Source organism: Thioalkalivibrio sp. ALJ21, assembly GCF_000378605.1.
Classification (GTDB): domain Bacteria; phylum Pseudomonadota; class Gammaproteobacteria; order Ectothiorhodospirales; family Ectothiorhodospiraceae; genus Thioalkalivibrio.
Map to the genome: position 1 here is coordinate 611,993 of NZ_KB905155.1, position 21,641 is coordinate 633,633.

Here is a 21,641-nt window from a genome sequence, read left to right on the forward strand (position 1 = left end):
GATGCTGAATCCGGCCGGGCCTTTTTTTGTTGGGCTTATGGCATCCGCAGCGAGGCCTGGGCGGCGGCTGGCTCGCGAAGGTCGGATACAGCGAGACGGCGCAGGGCCGTCAGGTGTCCGGCCCGTTCGTCGGGCCGGGCGGGCGCGAAGCGGGCTCGGTTGTAGTGCTCGGCGAAGGCATCGACGAGGGGCGCGAGATCCGGCCGTGCAGCCTTGACCCGTCGGGCCCAGGCGACGACGGGCTCGTGCGGGCGCCGGCCAAGCCCCGTGTGCTGTCGTTCGATACGGCGGGAAAGGCGTTGCAGCAGTCGATCGGCTATCTCACGGGCACGGCGAGGGCGGCGCCAAACGTTCCAGGCCAGCGCTGCGACAGCCAGTAGACCAAAGCCGACACCCAGTGCCGTGACGATGTCACGCCAGTCCGTCGCGTCGAGCCCGAAACGGGCAAACAGTTCCCGCTGGCGCTCGGGATCGAATGCCAGCACCCAACTCTCCCAGCGGAACCGGGCGAAATCGCGCCAGTCTTCGAAGCCAAATCGAAATTGCTGCACCCAGCCCAGCCCGTCACGACGCAGGAAATCGGGCACGGATTCGCCCTCGCCACCGGTAAGGCCGCCAATGCCGGCCTCAATGCGCTCCGGGGCGATCGCCGCAGTGGGGTCGACGCGAATCCAGCCTTCGCCATCCAGCCAGACCTCGTTCCAGGCATGGGCGTCGGCGTTGCGCAGGCGCAGGTATTCGCCCCGCTGCATCCATTCGCCCCCTTGGTAGCCCGTAACCACGCGGGTGGGGATCCCCGCCGAGCGCATTAGCACGGCGAACGCGGAGGCATAGTGCTCGCAGTAACCGGCCTGGGTCTCGAACAGGAACTGGTCGGTGACATCCCCCTCGAGCGTGGGGGGCTGCAGGGTATAGCGATAGGGGGCGGCTGCGAAGCGATCCAGGGCGGCCTGGATGATCGCGCGGTCATCGTCGCCATGCGTGGCGCGCCAGAGGGCGACCTCGGCACGGGAGCGAGGGGCTGCGCTGGGTGGGAGCTCAAGAGCGCGTTCACGGGCGGACCTGCTCAGGGCTTCGTCGCCGCCCGGTGGGCGTGTCAGGTCGGCCTCGGCGTCGTACTGGATGCGGTTTACGATGCGCCGATCGCGTACGACCTGGTGGTTGTCGCGGTACTCGGCGTTGTCCGGCAGGGAAACGGGATAGTCGAGCACCGGCAGGTAACGCACGCGGGTGGGTTCCAGCGTGGCGGTGTAGGCCACCACCTCGTTCGGGTCGCCCGGCTGGGGCAGGTCAATACTGGATTCCCCGCCCTCGGCCTGCCAGCGGCGGCCGTCAAAGTCCGTCATTACCAGCGCGCGCCAGTACTGGGCCCGTGGTGGAGGCACGTAGTCGTGGAACTGGACACGCATCGCGGTGGTTTCGTCCTGCAGCAGCTCCGCGATGTCGCCGGGGTTCAGTTCGCCGGAGAGGGCCGTGGTAGCCACTTCGTCGCGTTGCGGGTCGCCCCACAGTGGTCCCTGTACGCGCGGGAAGGCGACGAACAGGATCAGCATGAACGGGAGGGCATGGACCATCATCCAGCCGGAATGCTTCGCCAGGCGCCGCCGTTCGAGGGGGCGCCCGGCATGCACCTGGACCAGGGCGGCGGTGAGCAGCCAGGCGGACAGCAGAGACCAGGCGGCGATCAGCATCGACTGGTCGAAGAAGTAGGTGGTGACGACCACGAAATAGCCGAGGAACAGCCCGATCACGATATCCCGCCGGTTGCGGGTCTCGAGCAGTTTGAGCGCCATCATGACCAGCAACAGGGCGGTGCCTGCCTCCTGCCCGAACAGGGTGCCGTACTGCAGAAAAGTCAGTCCGCCCGCGAAAGCGGCGAGCAGGGCCATCTGTCCGATGGAAGGGGGCTTGCGGTCGCGCAGATGGAACCAGCTGCGCAGGAGGATGGCCGCCGCTACGAGCAGCGTGACCCACAGTGGCTGGTGCCAGGCATGTGGCAGCGCGGCCACTGGCAGGGCGAGCAGCGCGAGTTCCAGGCCCTGCAACTCCGGTAAATGCTGCCGGCTCGAACGGTTCACTTCTTTGCTCCCCTGGCCGTTTCCGCGACCGGCAAGGGGATCGGCTCGAAGCGGAATTCGGCGAGGGCGCGCAGGCCCCGCTCCCGCTGCGCCGGGCCCTGCCCGGGCGGGAGGGTCTGGTCGGGCAGGCGCAGGCCCCAGGCGCGGCCTTCGGCCTCGGCGGCCAGGATCTGATGGCAGAGCATGGAGAGGCGCGTTTCGGTGTCGCTGGCCGGCATGGAGGACCAGTCGATCCAGAGCGTGTCACGGCCTCCTGCGACCGTTTCGCGGATGTGCAGCTTGCCGGTGCGAGCCAGGGCCTTCCACAGGATCCGGCCAGGCGGGTCTCCGGGGCGGTACGGGCGGATGTGATCCGGTGTGGAGGCATCCTGACGCCGCTGGGCGCCGGCTTGGTCTCCGAGGGCGGTATGGGCGGCCCCCGGGTCCACGGGTTGCGGATACACGAGGATCTCGCTGGTCAGCCCCAGCCAGCTCCAGGCGTTCAGGATGCCGAGCGGGTACTGGGTGCCCAGGTGTTGGCGGGGCAGTCGGTACACCCCGCGGCCGGGGGCCGGCAGAGACAGGGAGGCCACTTGCTGCCCACGGCCCGGTACCGCAACGGGTTCGCTCGTGTATTCGCCGATGCTCAGATGCAGGGCCTCACGGTCGCGCCCGCGCGTATCCTCCAGGCGCAGGGAGACGGACAGAATCTGGTTGGCGAATACCGGTGTGGTGGGCAGCGCCGACACCTTGAGCCCGAGCAGGTTGCGATGGGTGTACCAGATGGCGTTATGGCCGATCCCGACCAGGAGAAAGGTCAGCAGGAACGCCATGTTGTTGGAATAGTTGATTGCCCCCAGCAGCATCACGCCCAGGATCGCCAGCAGCGTGTAGCCGGCCCGGGTCGGCAGGATGTAGATGCGGTCGCGGCCTAGGGTGGTCTGTGCCCCATCGTCGCGATGGCGCCGCGTGACCCAGCGGATAACGCCTTCACGCAGGCGCCGCCCCCGGGATCGGAGCCGCTCAGCGGGCCCTAGCGAACTGGCACGCATTCCAGCAGCCGTTCCACCGTGCGTGCGGGGCTGTCCGGTTCGCGGGCGCGGACCCGATGGCCGGCCACGGCCGGCAGGACGTCCGCCAGGTCGTCCGGGGTCACGTAGTCGCGTCCGTCGAGGAAGGCATGCGCCCGTGCGGCGCGCAGCAGGCCGAGCCCGGCCCGCGGCGAGAGTCCGTGGGCAAAGCGTGCGCGGTCGCGGCTCGCCTGAATCAGGTCCTGGAGATAGTCCAGCACCACCGGTTCGGCATGCACCTGGACAATCCGGGACTGCCAAGCCTGCAGGTCCTCGGGAGATACAATCGCGCTCGGGGCAGGATGGGCAACGGGAGCCGCCGCTGCACCGCCGCGTTCGAGCAACGCGCGCTCGGCGCGGGCATCGGGATAGCCCAGTTCGATGCGCATCAGGAAGCGATCCATCTGGGATTCCGGCAGGGGATGTGTGCCGACCTGTTCTTCCGGGTTCTGCGTGGCGATCACGAAGAACGGTTCGGGCAGGGGGCGGGTCGCGCCCTCCACACTGGCCTGACGCTCTTCCATCGCCTCGAGCAGGGCGCTCTGGGTCTTGGGGGGCGCGCGATTGATCTCGTCGGCCAGCAGGACCTGGGTAAAGATCGGGCCGGGGTGAAAGCGGAACTCGCCGGAGCCCTGCTCGAACACCGACACCCCGAGGACATCGCCGGGCAGGAGATCGCTGGTGAACTGCACGCGGCGGTAATCGAGGTTCATCGCCGCGGCCAGGGCATGGGCGAGGGTCGTCTTGCCAACGCCCGGCTGATCCTCGATCAGCAGATGGCCGTTGGCGAGCAGGCAGGTCAAGGCCAGCCGGACCCGATCGGGTTTGCCCAGCAGGATGTCGTTCAGCGCGCTTTCGACCTGGTGTAGAGCTTCATTGGCCGCAGGCATTGGGCTCCTCGTGGTGGATGGTGTCGGGCGAAAAAGAGGGCGCCCGATCAGCGTGATGCGTGCGAGATATTTAAGCCCCGCTTCGCGTGTCGGGTGAGTTTGCGGCTACCATGGCCGCAATTGCCCCATGAGCGACAGTATGGACAAGCAGGCCGCCGATTCGGGCCAGACGTTTCGCTATGATGCCACAGCCTCGCCGGATGCCTGCCTGCAGCTGTCGGGTCGGCTGGACGTGCATGCGGTGGAGCGTGTCTGGTCGCCTCTGCGCCGCCGCGCCCGCGAGCTGGCCGAGGGTACGCAGGCTGCGGTGACGCTGGATGTCGGTGACCTCGAGTATTGCGATGGTGCCGGGGCGGCGTTGCTGCATGCCCTGGAGCGCGATATCGAGCGGGCGGGGCGCCAGGTGGAACTGGTGGGTGTCCAGGGTCTGGTGGAGGAGCAGCTGACCCCGTACCGTGAGCTGGAAACCGTAGAGCCGGCGCGTCACGAGACTCGCGGGGGACTGCTGGCCCAGTCACTCGAGGCCGTGTCGCGCGTTGGGCAGGCGGCCTATTCGCAGTTCGGATTCATCGGCGAGCTGACGCGGGCCCTGGGTTCGGCCGTGCTGAATCCCCGCCAGGTTCGCTGGGGGGACACCTTTCGGGTGGCCGAGGCGGCCGGGTTCCAGGCGCTGCCCATCGTGTCCCTGATTGCCTTCCTGCTGGGTGTGATCCTGGCATTCCAGTCTGCGATCGCGATGCGGCAGTTCGGTGGCGAGATCTTTGTCGCCAATCTGGTGGCAGTGTCGCTGTTCCGCGAGCTGGGGCCGTTGATGATGGCAATCCTGCTGGCCGGGCGGTCCGGGGCCGCGTTTGCGGCCGAGATCGGCACGATGAAGGTGAACGAGGAGGTCAACGCCCTGAAGACCATGGGGCTCGACCCGGTGCGTTTTCTGGTGCTGCCGAAGGTGCTCGCGGGCATCCTGGTCGCGCCGCTGCTGGCGCTGTACGCGAACATGATTGGCCTGCTGGGTGCCGCAGTGGTGATGCAGGGATTCGGGATCCCCTGGACGGCGTTCTTTAATCAGGTGACCGTCGCGCTCGACCTTTCGGACCTGTTCACGGGACTGTTCAAGGCGTTGATCTTTGGCCTGCTGATCGCGGGCGTGGGCTGCCTGCGCGGGCTGCAAACGGCCAGCGGTGCCGCGGCCGTCGGCATCTCCACTACCAGCGCGGTGGTGACGTCGATCATCCTGATCGTGGTGTTCGACGGCCTGTTTGCCGTCCTGTTCTATCACATGGGGGTCTGACAGGTGGCGAGCGCGGAGCCGGTGATCAAGGTGCGCGACCTCACCATGGGGTTTGGCGACTTTGTGCTGATGCGGGACCTCAACTTCGACGTTCAGCGTGGCGAGATCTTCGTAATCCTCGGCGGCTCCGGGAGCGGCAAGAGTACGCTGCTCAAGCACATGATCGGGCTCTACACACCGCAGAACGGACACATCTGGGTGGCCGGCGCCGACATCACGACTGCGGAAGGCAAGGCGCGCGAGGCGATCCTGCGCCGTGTCGGGGTGATGTACCAGATGGGGGCGCTGTTCGGCTCCATGACGCTGCTCGAGAACGTGCGTCTGCCGCTGGAGGTCCATACCGACCTGCCACGCGAGGCGATGGACGCGATCGCCAGGGCGCGCCTGCAGCTCGTCGGGCTTGGGGAGTTCGCGGACTTCATGCCTTCGGAGATCAGCGGCGGCATGCAAAAGCGCGCGGCGATTGCGCGTGCGATGGTGCTGGACCCGGAAGTCCTGTTCCTGGACGAACCCTCCGCAGGGCTGGACCCGATCACCTCGGCGGAGCTCGACCAGTTGATCCTGCGGCTGGCGCGCAGCCTGGACATGACCATCGTGATTGTCAGCCACGAGCTGGCCAGTATTTTTGCGATTGCCGACCGGGTCATTATGCTCGACAAGGAAAGCAAGGGCATCGTTGCCGAAGGGAACCCGGCGACTCTGCGTGATACATCCGATCACCCGTGGGTACAGCGGTTCCTGCAGCGGGCCGATTCGGCCGACTCCGAAGAGAGATCTACATGAGTGCCCGACAACATTTTCGCCTGGGATTGTTCATCGTCGGTGGTCTGGTGGCGCTGGTGACCGCGCTGATCATCATGACCGCGGGCAATCTCTTTCGCGCATCGATCCCGATCGAGACCTACGTCGATTCATCCGTGCAGGGGCTGGAGATCGGTGCGCCGGTGAAGTTTCGCGGCGTGACCATTGGCGAGATCACGCACCTGGGCTTTACCTCGGTGGAGTACCAGCAAGACGTGGACCCGCGCGAGCGCAAGCGCTATGTGATGGTCGAGGCCCGGCTCTGGCCGGACCGCTTCGCGGCTAGTGCCCGCGAGCAGGATTTCGAGGCGGAAGTCCTGAAGAACCTGGTGGAAGCGGGCCTGCGGGTGCGCATTGCGGCACAGGGCATCACGGGCATGAACTATCTGGAGGCGGACTTCTCCGATCCGGAAGAACACCCACCGCTGGAACACGACTGGGAGCCGCGGTCGATCTACATCCCGTCGTCCCCGAGTATCGCCGTGCAGTTCATGGAGTACGCCGAGAATCTGCTCAAGCGGATCGACGGGCTGGATATCGAGGGCACCATCGAGAACCTGAACACGTTGCTGGTGACCGTCGACGACACCGTATCCAGTCTGGACACTGGGGGGCTGAACCAGCGAGCTGATGACCTGATCTCGGAGCTCGAGCAGACCATGCGCACGGCCGATCGGGTAATGCAGTCGGTCGAGGCCCTGGTGGACCACCCGGACACACAGGCACTGCCCACCGAGACTCGCAAGGCGATCCAGGAGCTGCGTCGTACGGCCGAGGCTGCCGATGTCGCGGGCCTGGTCGAACGCATGGACTCGATGGTCGAGCGACTGGATCGGGGCATGGATGTCAGCGAGTCGAAGCTGCTGGAGACCCTGGACGAGCTGCAAGGCGCGATCTCGGGCCTGCGCAGCTTGTCGGATGATGTACGCCGCAACCCCGGTGGCACGCTGTTCGGTGCCCCGCCACCGCGCAGCCGCATGGACGAGGAGTAAGCATGAACTGGTGGAAAGTTCCGACCCTGATGCTCGCCGCGCTGGTCCTGGGCGGGTGCACGCTGTTGCCGGATCGCGAGCCGCTCGATCGCTCCTGGTATCTGCTGGAGTTGCCGGACGAGCCGCCCGCACGTACGGCGGAGGGGCCGGTGGCCGTCGAACTGGGGTCGGTCCGGGTCGCTCCGGCCTATGCCGGCAATGGGCTGGTGTACCGGCTGGGGAATCACCAGTATGAGTCGGATTACTACAACGAGTGGTTCCTGAAGCCGTCGGAGCAGCTTGAACAACTGCTGCGGGAACGCTGGACGCGCAATGATGCCGCGCTGGAGCTGGTCGACAACGCCTCTGCAGTGCGCGAACAGGGGCGTCCTGCCGTGCGGGTCCATGTCCTGATCACCGCGCTGTACGGAGACCTGGAAGGGACTGATGAGGTCGGATCCAATGGTCTGGCCGTGATGGGGACCGGGCACATGGGGCTGCGCGCCCAGCTGAGCCAGGGCGATCGCAGCCGTCTGGTCCACCTGGAATCCGAACAGGCGCTGGAACGGCGTTCGGCCTCACAGCTGGTGTCGGCCCTGTCGCGTGCGACGGCCGAGGTCCTGGCGGATCTGGAGGATGCGATTCTGGAAGATGTCGAGGCTGCGCGCGATGACTGATGTCTTCGACTTCTCGGTGCCGGCGGCAGATGGCACCGAACAGCCCCTGGGGGCCTATCGCGGGGATGTCCTGCTGATCGTCAATGTGGCCAGCGAGTGCGGGTTCACCCCGCAGTACGAGGGGCTGCAGGCACTGCAGGAACAGTTCGCCGGACGCGGCTTTCACGTGCTCGGCTTCCCCTGCAACCAGTTTGGCAGGCAGGAGCCGGGTGATGCGGAGGCCATACAGGCCTGCGGTGTGCGTTTCGGGGTCGAGTTTCCGGTGTTTGCCAAGATCGAGGTGAACGGCGAGGGTGCGCACCCGTTGTACCAGCACCTCAAGCAGCAGGCCCCCGGCGCATTGGGCACGCAGGGGATCAAGTGGAACTTCACCAAGTTTCTGGTCGGTCGTGATGGCTCCGTACTCGACCGCTTTGCGCCCCAGCGCAAGCCGCAGGACCTGGTCGACGTGATCGAGCGCGCACTCGCCGCACCGCGCCCGGGCGATGGCGGCTGAGGTCGCGTCCGACGCGCGGAGCATGGAACCCGGCGAGCGCGGTCCGGCGCCCACGGAACCCGGTGCGCATGCCTACTGGATGGATGTCGCCCTTGCGCAGGCCGAGCGGGCCGCGGAGGTCGGCGAGGTGCCGGTGGGCGCTGTTCTGGTGGATGCGGAGGGTTATTGTCTGGCCGTCGCCCACAACGCACCGATCGGCGAGCATGACGCCACTGCGCACGCCGAGATTAGAGTCCTCCGTAGAGCCGGAAAGCGGTGTTCCAACTATCGGCTGACCGGTACCACGCTCTACGTGACCCTCGAGCCGTGTTCGATGTGTGCGGGGGCGATGATCCACGCCCGGGTGGAACGGCTGGTGTTTGCAGCTTCAGACCCCCGCACAGGGGCCGCCGGAGGCGCCATCGACCTGCTTCATCACCCCGCTCATAACCACCGTCTGGAATGCATCGAAGGCGTGGCGGCGAAGCGTTCTGCCGAGCTGTTGCGCAATTTCTTTCGTCTACGCCGAAAGCGTTAGATCCCCGTGATGTAAAGGCGTTGCCCGGCGGTACGTTGGGGCGCAGAATCAAGCAAATATGAGAAGGCGTTCACGTTCTGCACATCAACAGTGCGCGCGGATGCCGAGATTCTGTGTCCGGCCACAGGGGTGTACCGATTAGCCAGCCTCCTTCCAATGATGATCGCGGGGATCCCGTACTGGATCCGGCCACGGGCACACCCGAGTCGGGGTCCATGGGCGATGTGGATGACCGCGAGCCGGAGTTCCCGATCGTGGATGGGGAGGGCCGTTCGGACAGCCTTCTCGGTGGATTGATCCTGATCGCCCGCATGCACGGGCTGCGTCTGACGCCGGATTCCGCGCTTGCGGGTCTTCCGCTGGACGACGGGCGGCTGTGCCCCTCCCTGGTCCCGCGTGCGGCACAGCGTGCCGGACTGACCACACGCACCGTCACCCGCGACGCCCGCGGACTGAAGGACGACCTGCTGCCCGCGCTGCTGCTGCTGGACGAGAACGAGGCCTGGGTGCTGGTCGGCTGGAACGAAGACAAGAGCGTGGCCCGGGTGATCGACCCCGAGCTGGGTGATGCGGTCATCGACGTCCCGCTGAAACGGCTCAAAGAGCGTTATGTGGGACGTGCAATCTATGTGCGCCCAGAATTCCGCATGGATGCGCGCGCACCGCGGGTCTCGAAGGAGAGCAAGGGGCACTGGTTCTGGCGGGTTATTCGCGAGAACCGGCCGTTGTATCGCGATGTGCTGATCGCGGCGGTGATGATCAACCTGTTCGCGCTGGCGATGCCGCTGTTCGTGCTGAACGTGTACGACCGCGTGGTCCCGAATCATGCGACCGAGACGCTGTTCATGTTCGCGGCGGGTGTCGTGATCGTGCTGATCGCGGACCTGATCCTGCGCACCATGCGCAGCCACTTCGTCGACAAGGCGGCGATGCGCGCGGATGTAAAACTCTCTTCGCACATCATGGAGCGCGTGCTCGGGCTGCGCATGGAGAACCGCCCGGCCTCGGTGGGTTCGTTTGCGTCGAACATTGGCGCGTTCGAATCGGTGCGCAGCTTTATATCGTCCGCAACGATCATCGCCTTTGTCGATCTGCCGTTCGCGTTCATGTTTATCGCGATCATCGCGTTGATCGCCTGGCCGCTGGCGATCCCCGTGGCCATTGGCGCGTTGCTGCTGCTGTTCTATGCCACTGCCATCCATCGCAAGCTGCACGGACTCGCGGAAGAGAGCTACCGCGTGGCGGCGCAGCGCAACTCGACCCTGGTCGAGAGCCTCACCGGTGCCGAGACGCTCAAAGCCCTGGGCGCGGAGGGGCGGGTGCAGGCGACCTGGGAACGCGCCACGACGCACCTGGCCCGGACCAGTGCGCAGAATCGACTCCTGACCGCAAGCGTGACGCACACGGCGATGTGGGCGCAGCACACGGTCGGCGTCGCGATCATCGTGCTCGGCGTGTTCCTGCTGATGGAGGGGGATCTCTCCATGGGCGGGCTGATTGCCGCCTACCTGATCTCCTCGCGCGCGATGGCGCCCATCAGCCAGACCGCCGGGCTGCTGATGCAGTATCACCAGGCCTCGACCGCACTCGGCTCGCTGAACGAGATCATGGCGCTGCCGGTGGAGCGCCCGGCGGACTCGCACTTCCTGAGTCGCGATCGGTTCGAGGGCGCGATCGAGTTTCGCAATGTTGGCTTCGCCTACCCCGAGTCCGCCACGCCGGCGTTGCAGAGTGTTTCGCTGAAGATCGAGCCGGGTGAACACGTCGCCGTGCTGGGACGGGTAGGCTCCGGCAAGAGCACCCTGGCCAAGCTGATCATGGGCCTTTATCAGCCGACCTCCGGGGCCGTGCTGGTGGACGGGATCGACGTTCGCCAGCTGGACCCGGCCGAGCTGCGACGGTCGCTGGGCTACGTGGGCCAGGAGGTCACGCTGTTCTATGGGAGCCTGCGCGAGAACCTGGTGGCCGCCGATCCGCTGGCCGGCGACGAGGCCATTCGCAAGGCGATTGCGATCTCCGGGATCGAGGATCTGATCAATACCCATCCGGAAGGGGTTGATCTGCAGGTCGGGGAGCGCGGTGGCCGGCTTTCGGGCGGGCAGAAGCAGAGTGTTGGTGTGGCGCGGGCCGTGTTGCACGAGCCCAGCATGCTGTTGATGGACGAGCCGACAAGCTCCATGGATAACTCCACCGAGCAGGGCATGAAGCGCCGTCTGGCGGAGTTCATCCAGGGGCGCACCACCGTGATCGTCACGCACCGCACCTCGCTGCTGGAGCTGGTGGACCGGATCATCGTGCTGGATCAGGGCCGTGTGGTGGCCGACGGGCCGAAGGAGCAGGTGATCCAGGCGTTGCGGGAAGGCCGCGTGGGCAAGGCGCAGGCATGAGCAAGCGCACGCGCAGGGACGGCCAGGGTTTCGAGGCGCTTGGCCGCGGTATGGATCAGACCGGAAAGGTCGGTGCGCCGATGGTGGACCGTATCTTTCGCCCGTGGCTGACCAAGGGTGGTGGCGACCACCGCAACTGGGCATCGGACGCCGACTGGACGCAGATACAGGAGCGTCCGATTCGCGCCCGCGCGCTCCTCTACGGGATCCTGATCACGCTGGGCCTGCTGGTTTATTGGGCCTCCGTTGCCGAGATTGACGAGGTGGCACGCGCGGATGGGCGGGTGATTCCGTCGCAGAATCTTCAGGTGCTGCAGTCGATGGACGGGGGTGTGGTCTCCGACGTGCTGGTACGCGAAGGGGATGTCGTGGAACAGGGCGATGTGCTCGTGCGTGTGGACCCGACGCGATTTTTGTCCGACCTGGGCGAGGCAAGGGCGAGCGAGTTCGCATTGAAAGCGCGCCGCGCGCGCCTGATGGCGCTGCTGACGGAAACCCCGTTCCTGATTACACCAGACCTTCAGGAAGGACCGCAGGCCATCGTCGAACAGGAACAGCAGCTTTACGAAGAAAGCCTGGATGAGCTGCGCTCGCGAATTCGCATTGCCGAAGAACAGATGCGGCAAAGACGCGAGGAGCTGAACGAGGTAAGGGCGCGCCGCAGCCAGGCCATCCGTGCCCTGGAGCTGGCCAGCCGCGAGCTGGAGGTGACCGAACCGCTGGTGCAGAGCGGGGCGGTATCCGAAGTGGAGATCCTGCGCTTGCGCCGCGAGGTCTCCAACGCCCGCGGGGACCGCGATCAGGCGACGGCCCAGATCGCCCGTCTGGACGCCGCGATCGAGGAAGCGGAAGAGAAGATCCGCGAGGTGCGGCTGAATTTCCGCAATCAGTGGCGCTCGGAGCTCGCCGACACCCTTGGGCGGCTGCAGGAGCTGGCCGAGGGCACCGAGGGCCTGGAGGACCGTGTGCGGCTGTCCGAGGTGCGATCGCCCATGGCGGGGATTGTGCAGCGGATGTTCATCACTACGCGCGGCGGCGTGATCTCGCCCGGGCGCGAGGTGGCCGAGGTGGTGCCGCTGGAGGACGAGTTGCTGATCGAGGCGCGCGTGTCGCCACGCGATATTGCTTATCTGCGTCCGGGGCTTAACGCCAAGGTGAAGTTTACCGCCTATGACTTCGCCATCTACGGCGGCCTGGATGCCACCGTGGAGCACATCAGCCCGGACACGATTACCGACGACGACGGCAACACCTATTACAAGGTCCGCGTACGAACCGAGGAAACCGGGTTCGACGAGGAGCATCCGATCATGACCGGGATGGTCACGCAGGTAGATATCATCACTGGGCGGCGCACCATCCTGCAGTATTTGCTGAAGCCGATCCTCCGCGCGGGCGAGCTGGCTTTTACGGAGCGTTGAGCAACATGCAGATCTTTATGATGGACCGAGCGTCGCGGCCGTCGTCGCGCTGGGTAGAGGCCTTTCCGGATGCCCAGGTGCTGCGCCCGCCATTTCCGTCGACCCTGCCGGAGGGCACCGAAGCCTGCTGGATTGGTACGGATCTGGCCGACTGGGAGGAGTACGTCAAACAAAGGACGCTGGTGCATCGGGTGATCGTGCAGTCGCGCCACCCGAATGACGAGGAGGGTATCCGCGCGTTCGACGCCGGGGCCCACGGCTACTGCCATACACTGGCCAACGTCGCCCAGCTGCGAACGATCGCAGCCACCGTCACCGGGGGTGGCTTGTGGGTGGGTCCCGACCTGATGACCCGGATGATTCGCACAGTCCGCAGCGCCCAGCCCCGCGACCCGGAAACGCCGCCCGAGGGGTTCGAGAACCTTACGCCCCGCGAGCGGGAAGTTGCCCTGGCCGTGACCACGGGGGCGCACAACAAGGAGATTGCACGCCAGCTCGGCATGACCGAACGCACCGTCAAGATGCACCTCGGCTCCGTCTTCAAGAAGCTCAACGTGGAGGACCGTGTCCAGCTCGTGCTCCACCTGACCCGCCTGCGCGAATCGCACCCGACCGTCTGATTCTCGGGCCACGCGCGTCAGCCGCCTCCAGCGGCGGTGGTGCGATTCGCTGCGCGCATCGCATCCTACGACCCTCATCAAACGAGGGGGATGGCGTCACGTAGGATGCGATGAGCACAGCGAATCGCATCAATCCAGCCCCCGCGCCCCGCAGCTTCGACCCGTTTTCATCCAACCGAGCCTCATATCGGTTCTCCCATAACCCCACAAACCCTGTACTTCGGTACACCTGTCGTGCCAACGCCGACTCCCCTAGGCTCGTACCCATCGAAAACTGTGAAGTACTTCCGAGTCCAAGGAGAAGGTCATGTCTGAAGTCGTCGTAGCTACCGTCGAGTCCGTTGTTGGCACCGTGATCGCGCGAGACGAGGACGGCAACACCCGCGTCCTGCAAGCCGGAGACGAGATCTTCTACGGCGAAGAAGTCATCGCCGAAGACGGCGCCTTCATCGAGATGGCCTTCGAGGACGGCTCCACCATGTCCCTCGCGGGCAACGAGTCCGCCACCATCACCGACGACCTGGCGGAATCCGCCCAACCCCAGCCCGAAGAAGGCGAGATCGCCGACGCCACGGTCGAAGAGATCATCGCCGCCCTGGATCGCGGTGAAGACATCACCGACATCATCGAAGCCCCGGCCGCCGGTGCCGACGGCGGCGCAGCTGGCGAAGGCGGCAGCTTCGTGCGTATCGCCCGCGGCTCCGAAGAGATCGGCCAGATCGAGTACGCCTATGACCCCAACGCTCTGGGCGGCCCCGGTGACGCCGGTGGTGAAGGGGGAGGGACGCTTGCGGATGGAGACACCTCGGAAGGTGATGCCTCGGATGGTGATACCTCGGAAGATGTAACTCCGGGCGGTTCGATCACGCTCTCGTCCTTCATGTATGGGCCGGGCGAGCGTATGCAGCCGAACGATTTCGGCCCGCAAGGGGATGGTCAGACCGGAATGATGATGTTTGCCGTGCCTGACTTTGGGGAAGGCATGCAGAGCGTGCTGGCGACGATTTCCGGATCGACCGAGGATATTCCTGCCGGTTCATTCGTCAGCCTCACGATTACCGATTCCGATGGCAACAGCGTCAACTACGGCAGCACGGACGGCAGCACGGTCGGTCAGGAAGTGGTGATCCAGGACGACGGATCCTGGATCGCGACCAATGTTGATATCTCGGGATTGAACCCGGGCGACCTCCAAATCGAGGCTTTCGTTGTCGATGAGAATGGTGACGAACAGACCGGCGTGCTGGAAGCGGCATTTACGCTCCCATCTGTGGAGATCAGTGACTTTGAATTTGCCCCTGAGGGCTTCGCCGGTGGTAATGGGGGGGATCCGAATCCTTCCCTGACGATCAACGCAACCGATGCCACTGGTGTAACGGTGTTTGTTAACAGTCAATCGGTCGAAGCGACTCAGGAAAATGGCGAGTGGGTTGTTGACCTCACTGATCTGAACTTCGAGGAAGGAGTTGAGTATTCGGTGTATGCGCTAGCCACCGACGACCTCGGGTTTAGTTCCGTTTCGCCATCGCTCATGGCGTCGTTCGATCTGCCGACGGTGGGTGTGAGCTTCGAGCTGGGCTCGGAGAACAACGAGGTCTCGGCGGAGATCAGTGGCACCTCGAGCAATGCGACGTCGATCGAGGTCGTGGTCAGTGGCGAAGGTGTGGACCAGGCGTTCACGGCGACGCCGGCAGACGATGGCACCTGGTCGGTGCCGACGGCGGAGCTGGAGGGTCTGGCCTTCGAGGATGGCGAGACCTACGAGGTGACGGCGACTGCGTCGGATGATGACGGCAATACGGCGGAGGCGTCGGACACGGCGGGTCCGTTCGATCTGCCGACGGTGGGTGTGAGCTTCGAGCTGGGCTCGGAGAACAACGAGGTCTCGGCGGAGATCAGTGGCACCTCGAGCAATGCGACGTCGATCGAGGTCGTGGTCAGTGGCGAAGGTGTGGACCAGGCGTTCACGGCGACGCCGGCAGACGATGGCACCTGGTCGGTGCCGACGGCGGAGCTGGAGGGTCTGGCCTTCGAGGATGGCGAGACCTACGAGGTGACGGCGACTGCGTCGGATGATGACGGCAATACGGCGGAGGCGTCGGACACGGCGGGTCCGTTCGATCTGCCAAATGTCGATAAGCTCGAAGTGGATATGAGTGCCCTGAGCCTTCAGACTTTTGATGCGGGCACGATCGGCGAAGGGTCCAGCACGGACCAGACCAATCTTTCCAGTTACGTAACGGCAACCGGTTCGGTGGGTTCTGAATCACTGACTGCGTCTCTGACCTACGCCTTGCAGGCCGACGAGGGTGATTCGGGCCTGACAAGTGGTGGGGAGGCAGTCTATCTGACCGTGCAGGATGGTGCCGTGATCGGGCAGCTCTCGGACGACACGACGGTGTTCGAAGTCCGGATCAACGGTGAAATCCTGGAGATGGAGCAGTTCCTGCCGATCGATCACGCGGACACGGACAATCCGGATGACATCGTCTCGCTTTCAGGACTGATCGACCTTGAGGTTACCGCAACGGTTGAGGATGGCTCGGGTAATACGGCGAGCGAAACGATTACCGAAGGGCTAGGCAAACAACTCGAGATCGTCGACGACGGCCCGAGTGATTTCGTTCCGGATCAGGCGGCACTTGAAGCGGGCTATACCGGCACGCTCAACTTTACCGAAAACGCTGGGGGTGATGGTGTTGGCGACGTGGTCTTCGCTTTCGACGAGGGCGTCCTGGCTTTGGACCGCGAAGGTAACCAACTGTACGTCGATGGTGAGGTGCTCATGCTTTACAAGGATGGGGATCCGAGCACCATGGAGGCGCGCACAGAAGAAGGCACCGTCGGGTTCCGCATCGGGCTGGATGCAGTTAATGACCAGTACACCATTACAAATGTTAACGAAGTCTATACGCTGAGTCGTTTTGAAATTAATTTGGTTAGCTTTAACGGAGGTAGAGATCCGCTGTATTCATTGAGCTCGACCACGGAGGGTGCTTCGGAAGGCGTGCTGATTTCGGCCGAGTCTGGGGTGAATCTGAATACGAGTGCTTCGCGAGGGCTTGGAGTTAATAGTGGCCAAGGATTTGACTCAGGCGAGATGGCTCGATTCAATTTCGTTGATTCCCTTTCCAATACTGGGAGCTCCGCAGATTGGAGTCGGAACCTCTCTGTAAATGAGTTCAGCCAAGCTCTCAGTGCGAGCACAGGCGGTAACAATAGTTTTGCCCTTAGAGTCAGTGCATTCACCGATGTCACTGCTCTTTCAGACGAAGGTAATGGGGGCCTTATTGGACAAGGAGTTCCAGTTGTCCTTAAGCCATCTGATGTCGAAATAAGGGATGCGAGCGGCGGTTCGGTTGATTTCACAACGGACGGCACCGGTTCGGTTGACGTCAGTAGTGAGGGAGATTCGCTGCTTATTAGTGGCCTTCAGGATGGGTGGACGTACTCAATCAGTTCGAGTCAGTCGTTCCAGGCACTAGAGATCGAGGCCGCCGAGGGCTCGGATCGTTTTAACCTGAATGAATTTGAGTTCAGTAGTGTCGAGGAGGCAGTCGGGAGTGGTATTCACTTGCCGATCGAAGGCACTGATGGGGATGGCGACGGTATCGAATCTGCACTAACCGCTTGGTTTATGTCGACGGACGGAATCGGGGAGATCGTGGTTGCGGATTCCGAAGGGGAAATGATCTCGGCGCCCGATTCCGAGGAAGGGAGTGAACTGGAAGGAACCGACGGCAATGATATTCTCATCGGTGGTTTTGGCGACGATTTGCTCGACGGTGGCGCCGGGGACGACATGTTGATTGGGGGCGGCGGCAACAATACCCTCACTGGGGGCGATGGCAACGACACGTTTATCTGGATCGGCGGATATCAGGGTGACGCGGGTTCGCCGACAGAAGATGTGGTGACCGACTTCAGCAATGGCGATAACGTTCTCGATCTGAAAGACCTTCTCCAAGGGGAGAACGAAGATAACATCGCTGACTTCATCATCGCGGAGCAGGATGGGAACGATACGAAGCTCTACATCCATTCGGAAGGCGGTCTTGGTGATTCTACGGATAACGCCAACCAGGTCATCGTGCTGAAAGATGTCCAGTACAGTGAGGATATTGTTAAGGATATGCTGGAAAGCGGGCAGTTGAAGATCGACCAGTAATAGGTCGAGTGAGGAGCCCCGCCGGTCTGAATCGGCGGGGCTCTCTTGTGTCTGAGGGTGTAGGCTGGGAGCAGGAAGGCCGAACGGCCGGAGGGCCGCGTATGTATGTGAGACGGAATTCAGAGGGAAGGATCGATTTGGTGAGCCGGGATCCGGATGCCGAGTGTGTAGAGTTCGTGGCGGCCGATGCACCGGAGCTTTTGGCGTTCTTGTCGAGTAGTGACGGCGAGCCCGCGCCGCCTGCGGCGTTGCAGGCATCGGATCTGGAGTTGATCCGGGTGCTCGAAGATCTGGTGGAAGTGCTTACGGACAAGGGTGTTATCCGGTTTACGGATCTGCCGGATGCGGCGCAGCAGAAGCTGCTGGGTCGCAAAGATCTTCGAGCTTCGGCTCGGCGCCTGAATTTGGTGGAAGACGACGAAGGCCTTCTCTAGAAAGGCTGGCTAGACCATCACGTGTCATGCACGACGGTGTGCCGGTGGCGATGGACCCAGACCAGGCACTGAGGTTGGATCGATTATGGACGCGAAGGCGTCTGTTTGAGCCGGTCTTGAGGGCTGGCGCATGAGGGGGATTCGATGGCAGTGAATACGGTAGTGGCCACCGTCCAGGCATTGACCGGGACTGTGATTGCGAGAGATGCCGACGGTATTTCCAGGGTGCTCGCGGTCGGCGATCCCGTGTATGCGGGGGAAGAGGTGATCCCACTGCAGGGGGCGTCGGTTGATCTGCAGGCAATGGAAGGTGGTGTCTTGTCGCTCGGTGAGGGTCAGCAGGTCCTGGTGGGCGAAGCTCTGGCGGATAGCGGCCGTGCGGACAATCCAGAGATTCCGACGGCGGAAGAAGTGATTGCGGCCCTGGAGCGTGGTGAGTCACTGGACGCGCTGATTGCGCCACCGGCGGCCGGTCTCGAAGGTGGTGATAGCGATGGCGGCGGTTTCGTGCGTGTCGCACGCATTAACGAGCCAGTAGAGCCGATTAACTACACTTTTCCGGAAAACGTCTTCGGTCGTCCCGATGCTCTGGGCGAGACCGTCGCGGTGCCGGGAGGAGAAACGGCGGACACGGTTGTGCCTCCCGGGCAGCCACCAGTAGAACCACCGGTTGAGCCGCCCCCTCCGGTGACAGCCAACCCGACGCTAACGGTGTCGGTATCCGTGGCGGCCGGATACGGCTATGACGACGCGAACGATGCGGCTGCGGGCGATGTGGTCTTCGAGGTTTCCCATACCCTGAATCTGGATGGGCTGGACCCCGTCCTGGCCAGCGCAATCGTCTACAGCATTGTCGGCGGCGATACGGCGTATCTTGCGCTCGCTCAGGATGGGGCGGGCAACTGGGTGGTGGTGCTGACCGAGGCCGGGGCGGCCGCAATCCGGGCAGGTGTGGTGGACGGTAACCACTTGAACGTGATCGTGGAGGGGACGATTGAACTGGTGGACCTTCCCGATCTGGTGGATACCGACAGCGCTTTTGCGCCGGTTCCCGAGCCTGGCGGGGAAGAACCCCCCGAGCCCGTGCCGGATCTGTTCGCGTCGGCTCATGTGGTCGGCGGCAGTGATGTGCAGGGGACGATGGCGAATGCGAACAACCTGAAGTCGACGGGCGCGCAGAGTGCCGCGGTATCGCATCAGGACGGGTTCTTTGCGATCGACCATCAGTCGGCATCGGATGATCCGAACGCGATCGAGTTTGGCGAGGCCCTGCTGTTTACGTTGGTCAGCCCCACGGATACAGCAGTGTTCCAGATTGAAGGTGCGATCAATGGCGGCTCGTATCACCTTTACGATGCCGATGGAGTGCGCATCGGCGAGGCTCGTGATCTTGCCGCGGATGTGAATGAAGACGGTTTCCTGGAGCTGAGCGGCGAGACGTTTTCCTATATTGCATTTCAGGGCGGCAGTACAGGCTCGGGAGGGAGCGGCGATCGAAGCGAGTTCTCGGTTCGACCGGTTGATCTGTCGGTCCAGGTTGGCGAGGGCGAAGATGCCGATTTCTATCCTGCCGGAGCTGAGGAAGCCCTCGCCACCGAGTCGGTGGAGGCGCTCGAAGAAGCCGATGACTTTGGCGCGAACTTCCTGACGGTGGACTCGGATCAGGACATCTTTGTGGTCGCGGAAGGCGGGCAGGGGACGACGGACGACCCCGCTCGGTTCGTGATCCAGGGTTTCAGCCTGGAAAGCGAGAGTAGTGGGGCTCAAATTACACTGGGCGAGCTGCTGTCGAGTGCGAGCCAGGAGACCATCGATCAGTACCTGATGGCCGAGTCGCAGGGAGAAGATACCGTGCTCCACATCAGTTCGGGCGGCATGCTTGGGTCGGACACGGGCGGCGCTGATTATGCGATTACGCTCGAAGGGGTCAGCATGGACGGTTTCGATTCGTCCTATGACTTCATCCAGACGCTGATCGAGAACGGTCACCTGACCATCGACCAGTAAGGGGTTGTCTTCCTGATGAAAGTGCCCGGGCCGTATCGCGGACCCGGGCTTTTTTGTGCCCTTGTATGAGGCGAGACCGCCATCGTTTTGACGGGTTCATGGAGAAACTCATCCCCTGTACTTCAGTACAGCTATCGGAATTTTGACGTTTGGCCTAACAATTCAACCGTAAGCCCCCAGTACTGGGGGCATGATGAGGGAATAAGGCCATGGGCCCGGAAATGATTGTTGCAACGGTTCAGGCGGTGATCGGGACCGTGACTGTTCGTGACGCCGAGGGCAACTCGCGGGTACTTCAGCAGGGTGACCCGATTTATGCTGGAGAGGAGGTTACAACCCAGTCTGGTGGCTTGGTGGAGCTCGCTTTGGCAGATGGTTCGAGCGTCACCCTGGCGGAGGGTGAGGCGGCGACGCTCACAGAGGACCTGGTGCAGTCCGCAGACGCGGATGCGATGGCGTCACAGATAGGAGATGCCACGGTCGAGGAGATTATTGCGGCGTTGGATCGGGGAGAAAGCCTGGATGATCTGCTGGAGGCGCCGGCCGCGGGCGTAGAAGGCGGAACGGCCGGTGAAGGCGGTGGCTTTGTGCGGGTTGTCCGCGTGAATGACGAAGTGCCGCAGGTGCAGTATGTTTTTCCCACGAATGCACTGGGCCAGCCGGAACCCGGTGAGGGGACCGACTCGGGTGGGTCTGTTACCTCGGCGGACGAGATCGTCGTCGATGAACAACCGCCGCAGGACGTGCCTGGCGACGAGGATCCGGGCGACGAGGATCCGGGTGATGAGGATCCGGGTGATGAGGATCCGGGTGATGAGGATCCGGGTGATGAGGATCCGGGTGATGAGGATCCAGGGGATGAGGATCCAGGCGATGAGGATCCAGGCGATGAGGATCCGCGCGACATCTATAGTGACGTGACGGCGCATACGGTCGGTAACTCGACGCAAGGCACCGCTGCGACGGCTTCTGGCTTGAAACAGACCGGGCACCAGAGTGCCTCCGTCTCCGTCAGCGAAAATGGCTTCTATGCAGTGGATCATCAAAGCAATGCGGATGATCCCAACGCGATTGAGCACAACGAAGGGCTCTTGTTCGAACTAGCCCAACCGGTCGATGGCGTTCAGTTTGCCGTCGAGGGCCCTATTACCGATGCGACGTACGCCCTTTATGACGAACAGGGCGACCGGATTGCGACAGGGGATCTGGTGGTGGTCGACGGCGTTGCGACGATCGAGCACGATGAAAGCTTCTCGTACATCGCGTTCTTTGGCGGTCGGGACGGCTCCGATCAGAGCGCCTACTCGGTCAAGCCGCTGGGCGTGACCCTTGTCGGCACCGAGGATAACGACACCCTGATCGGCTCGATCGGCAATGATGTGCTGATTGGTGGCGATGGGGACGATGTCCTGTTCGGAGGCAGCGGCGACGATACGTTGATCGGTGGGGCCGGAAACGACACGCTAACGGGCGGAGGCGGCAACAATACCTTCGTCTGGAATACGGGAGACCAGTCGAATGTTGCGGGGCAGCCGGCCGAAGATACCGTCACGGACTTCAAGCCCTGGGACGGGACGTCGGGTGATGTGCTGGATCTTTCGGACCTGTTGCAAGGTGAAAGCGAGGACAACCTCGACAATTACCTGTACGCGCAAACAGAAAACGGAAACACCGTGCTGTACGTCCACTCGAACGGCGGTCTCAACGGTGACAAGGACAATGCGGATCAGATCATCACGCTGCAGGGCGTTGATCTGGGTGACAGTTCCGATGCCATCATCCAGGCGTTGCTGACTAACGATCAGCTAAAGATCGACCAGTAGAACGCGCGATTCGT

16 protein-coding genes are annotated in these 21,641 nt (G+C 63.5%); 13 read left to right on the forward strand and 3 right to left on the reverse strand.

The window, feature by feature from the left end; translation table 11 throughout:
- Window positions 1-35 precede the first annotated feature (35 nt).
- From F579_RS0102860 to F579_RS0102870, 3 genes are read right to left on the reverse strand one after another with little or no spacing between them, the layout of a single operon-like run.
- Complete coding sequence (locus tag F579_RS0102860) at window positions 36-2,078, reverse strand: DUF3488 and transglutaminase-like domain-containing protein (RefSeq protein WP_026301043.1); 2,043 nt, start codon at window positions 2,076-2,078, stop codon at window positions 36-38.
- Window positions 2,075-3,109 carry a DUF58 domain-containing protein gene (locus F579_RS0102865; protein ID WP_019024354.1) on the reverse strand — a complete coding sequence of 345 codons (1,035 nt, stop codon included), beginning with the start codon at window positions 3,107-3,109 and terminating at the stop codon, window positions 2,075-2,077. The genes F579_RS0102860 and F579_RS0102865 overlap by 4 nt, the downstream gene beginning before the upstream one ends.
- Window positions 3,091-4,017 carry a MoxR family ATPase gene (locus F579_RS0102870; RefSeq protein ID WP_019024353.1) on the reverse strand — a complete coding sequence of 309 codons (927 nt, stop codon included), beginning with the start codon at window positions 4,015-4,017 and terminating at the stop codon, window positions 3,091-3,093. Before F579_RS0102870 ends, F579_RS0102865 begins: the two co-directional genes overlap by 19 nt.
- A gap of 139 nt (window positions 4,018-4,156) precedes the next feature.
- Here F579_RS0102870 and F579_RS0102875 point away from each other — a divergent pair, with 139 nt between their 5' ends.
- From F579_RS0102875 to F579_RS0102935, 13 genes are all read left to right on the forward strand, one after another.
- Window positions 4,157-5,305 (forward strand): ABC transporter permease, encoded by a 1,149-nt coding sequence (locus tag F579_RS0102875; protein ID WP_019024352.1) that lies wholly within the window; start codon window positions 4,157-4,159, stop codon window positions 5,303-5,305.
- A gap of 3 nt (window positions 5,306-5,308) precedes the next feature.
- Complete coding sequence (locus F579_RS0102880) at window positions 5,309-6,088, forward strand: ABC transporter ATP-binding protein (protein WP_019024351.1); 780 nt, start codon at window positions 5,309-5,311, stop codon at window positions 6,086-6,088.
- Window positions 6,085-7,098 carry an MlaD family protein gene (locus F579_RS0102885; RefSeq protein ID WP_019024350.1) on the forward strand — a complete coding sequence of 338 codons (1,014 nt, stop codon included), beginning with the start codon at window positions 6,085-6,087 and terminating at the stop codon, window positions 7,096-7,098. Before F579_RS0102880 ends, F579_RS0102885 begins: the two co-directional genes overlap by 4 nt.
- Before the next feature lie 2 nt (window positions 7,099-7,100).
- Complete coding sequence (locus F579_RS0102890) at window positions 7,101-7,754, forward strand: ABC-type transport auxiliary lipoprotein family protein (RefSeq protein ID WP_019024349.1); 654 nt, start codon at window positions 7,101-7,103, stop codon at window positions 7,752-7,754.
- Complete coding sequence (locus F579_RS0102895) at window positions 7,747-8,250, forward strand: glutathione peroxidase (protein WP_019024348.1); 504 nt, start codon at window positions 7,747-7,749, stop codon at window positions 8,248-8,250. The genes F579_RS0102890 and F579_RS0102895 overlap by 8 nt, the downstream gene beginning before the upstream one ends.
- Window positions 8,240-8,767 carry a tRNA adenosine(34) deaminase TadA gene (gene tadA, locus F579_RS0102900; protein ID WP_018994934.1) on the forward strand — a complete coding sequence of 176 codons (528 nt, stop codon included), beginning with the start codon at window positions 8,240-8,242 and terminating at the stop codon, window positions 8,765-8,767. Before F579_RS0102895 ends, tadA begins: the two co-directional genes overlap by 11 nt.
- Window positions 8,768-8,982: 215 nt before the next feature.
- Entirely contained in the window at window positions 8,983-11,154 is a 2,172-nt protein-coding gene (locus tag F579_RS0102905; protein ID WP_019024347.1) for a type I secretion system permease/ATPase, read from the forward strand.
- Window positions 11,151-12,575 carry an HlyD family type I secretion periplasmic adaptor subunit gene (locus F579_RS0102910; RefSeq protein WP_019024346.1) on the forward strand — a complete coding sequence of 475 codons (1,425 nt, stop codon included), beginning with the start codon at window positions 11,151-11,153 and terminating at the stop codon, window positions 12,573-12,575. The genes F579_RS0102905 and F579_RS0102910 overlap by 4 nt, the downstream gene beginning before the upstream one ends.
- A 5-nt stretch (window positions 12,576-12,580) precedes the next feature.
- Entirely contained in the window at window positions 12,581-13,195 is a 615-nt protein-coding gene (locus F579_RS0102915) for a response regulator transcription factor (RefSeq protein WP_019024345.1), read from the forward strand.
- A 307-nt stretch (window positions 13,196-13,502) separates the two neighbouring features.
- Window positions 13,503-17,363: a retention module-containing protein gene (locus F579_RS0102920; protein WP_019025570.1), complete on the forward strand. Its 3,861-nt coding sequence runs from the start codon at window positions 13,503-13,505 to the stop codon at window positions 17,361-17,363.
- A 101-nt stretch (window positions 17,364-17,464) separates the two neighbouring features.
- A complete protein-coding gene (locus F579_RS0102925) occupies window positions 17,465-17,797 on the forward strand; it encodes a hypothetical protein (protein ID WP_019024343.1) in 333 nt (110 codons plus the stop codon).
- Window positions 17,798-17,941: 144 nt separating this feature from the next.
- Window positions 17,942-19,804 carry a retention module-containing protein gene (locus F579_RS0102930; RefSeq protein WP_019024342.1) on the forward strand — a complete coding sequence of 621 codons (1,863 nt, stop codon included), beginning with the start codon at window positions 17,942-17,944 and terminating at the stop codon, window positions 19,802-19,804.
- Between the two features lie 209 nt (window positions 19,805-20,013).
- Window positions 20,014-21,627, forward strand: coding sequence for a retention module-containing protein (locus F579_RS0102935; protein ID WP_019025571.1), 1,614 nt, complete (start codon window positions 20,014-20,016; stop codon window positions 21,625-21,627).
- The last annotated feature ends 14 nt before the right edge of the window (window positions 21,628-21,641 follow it).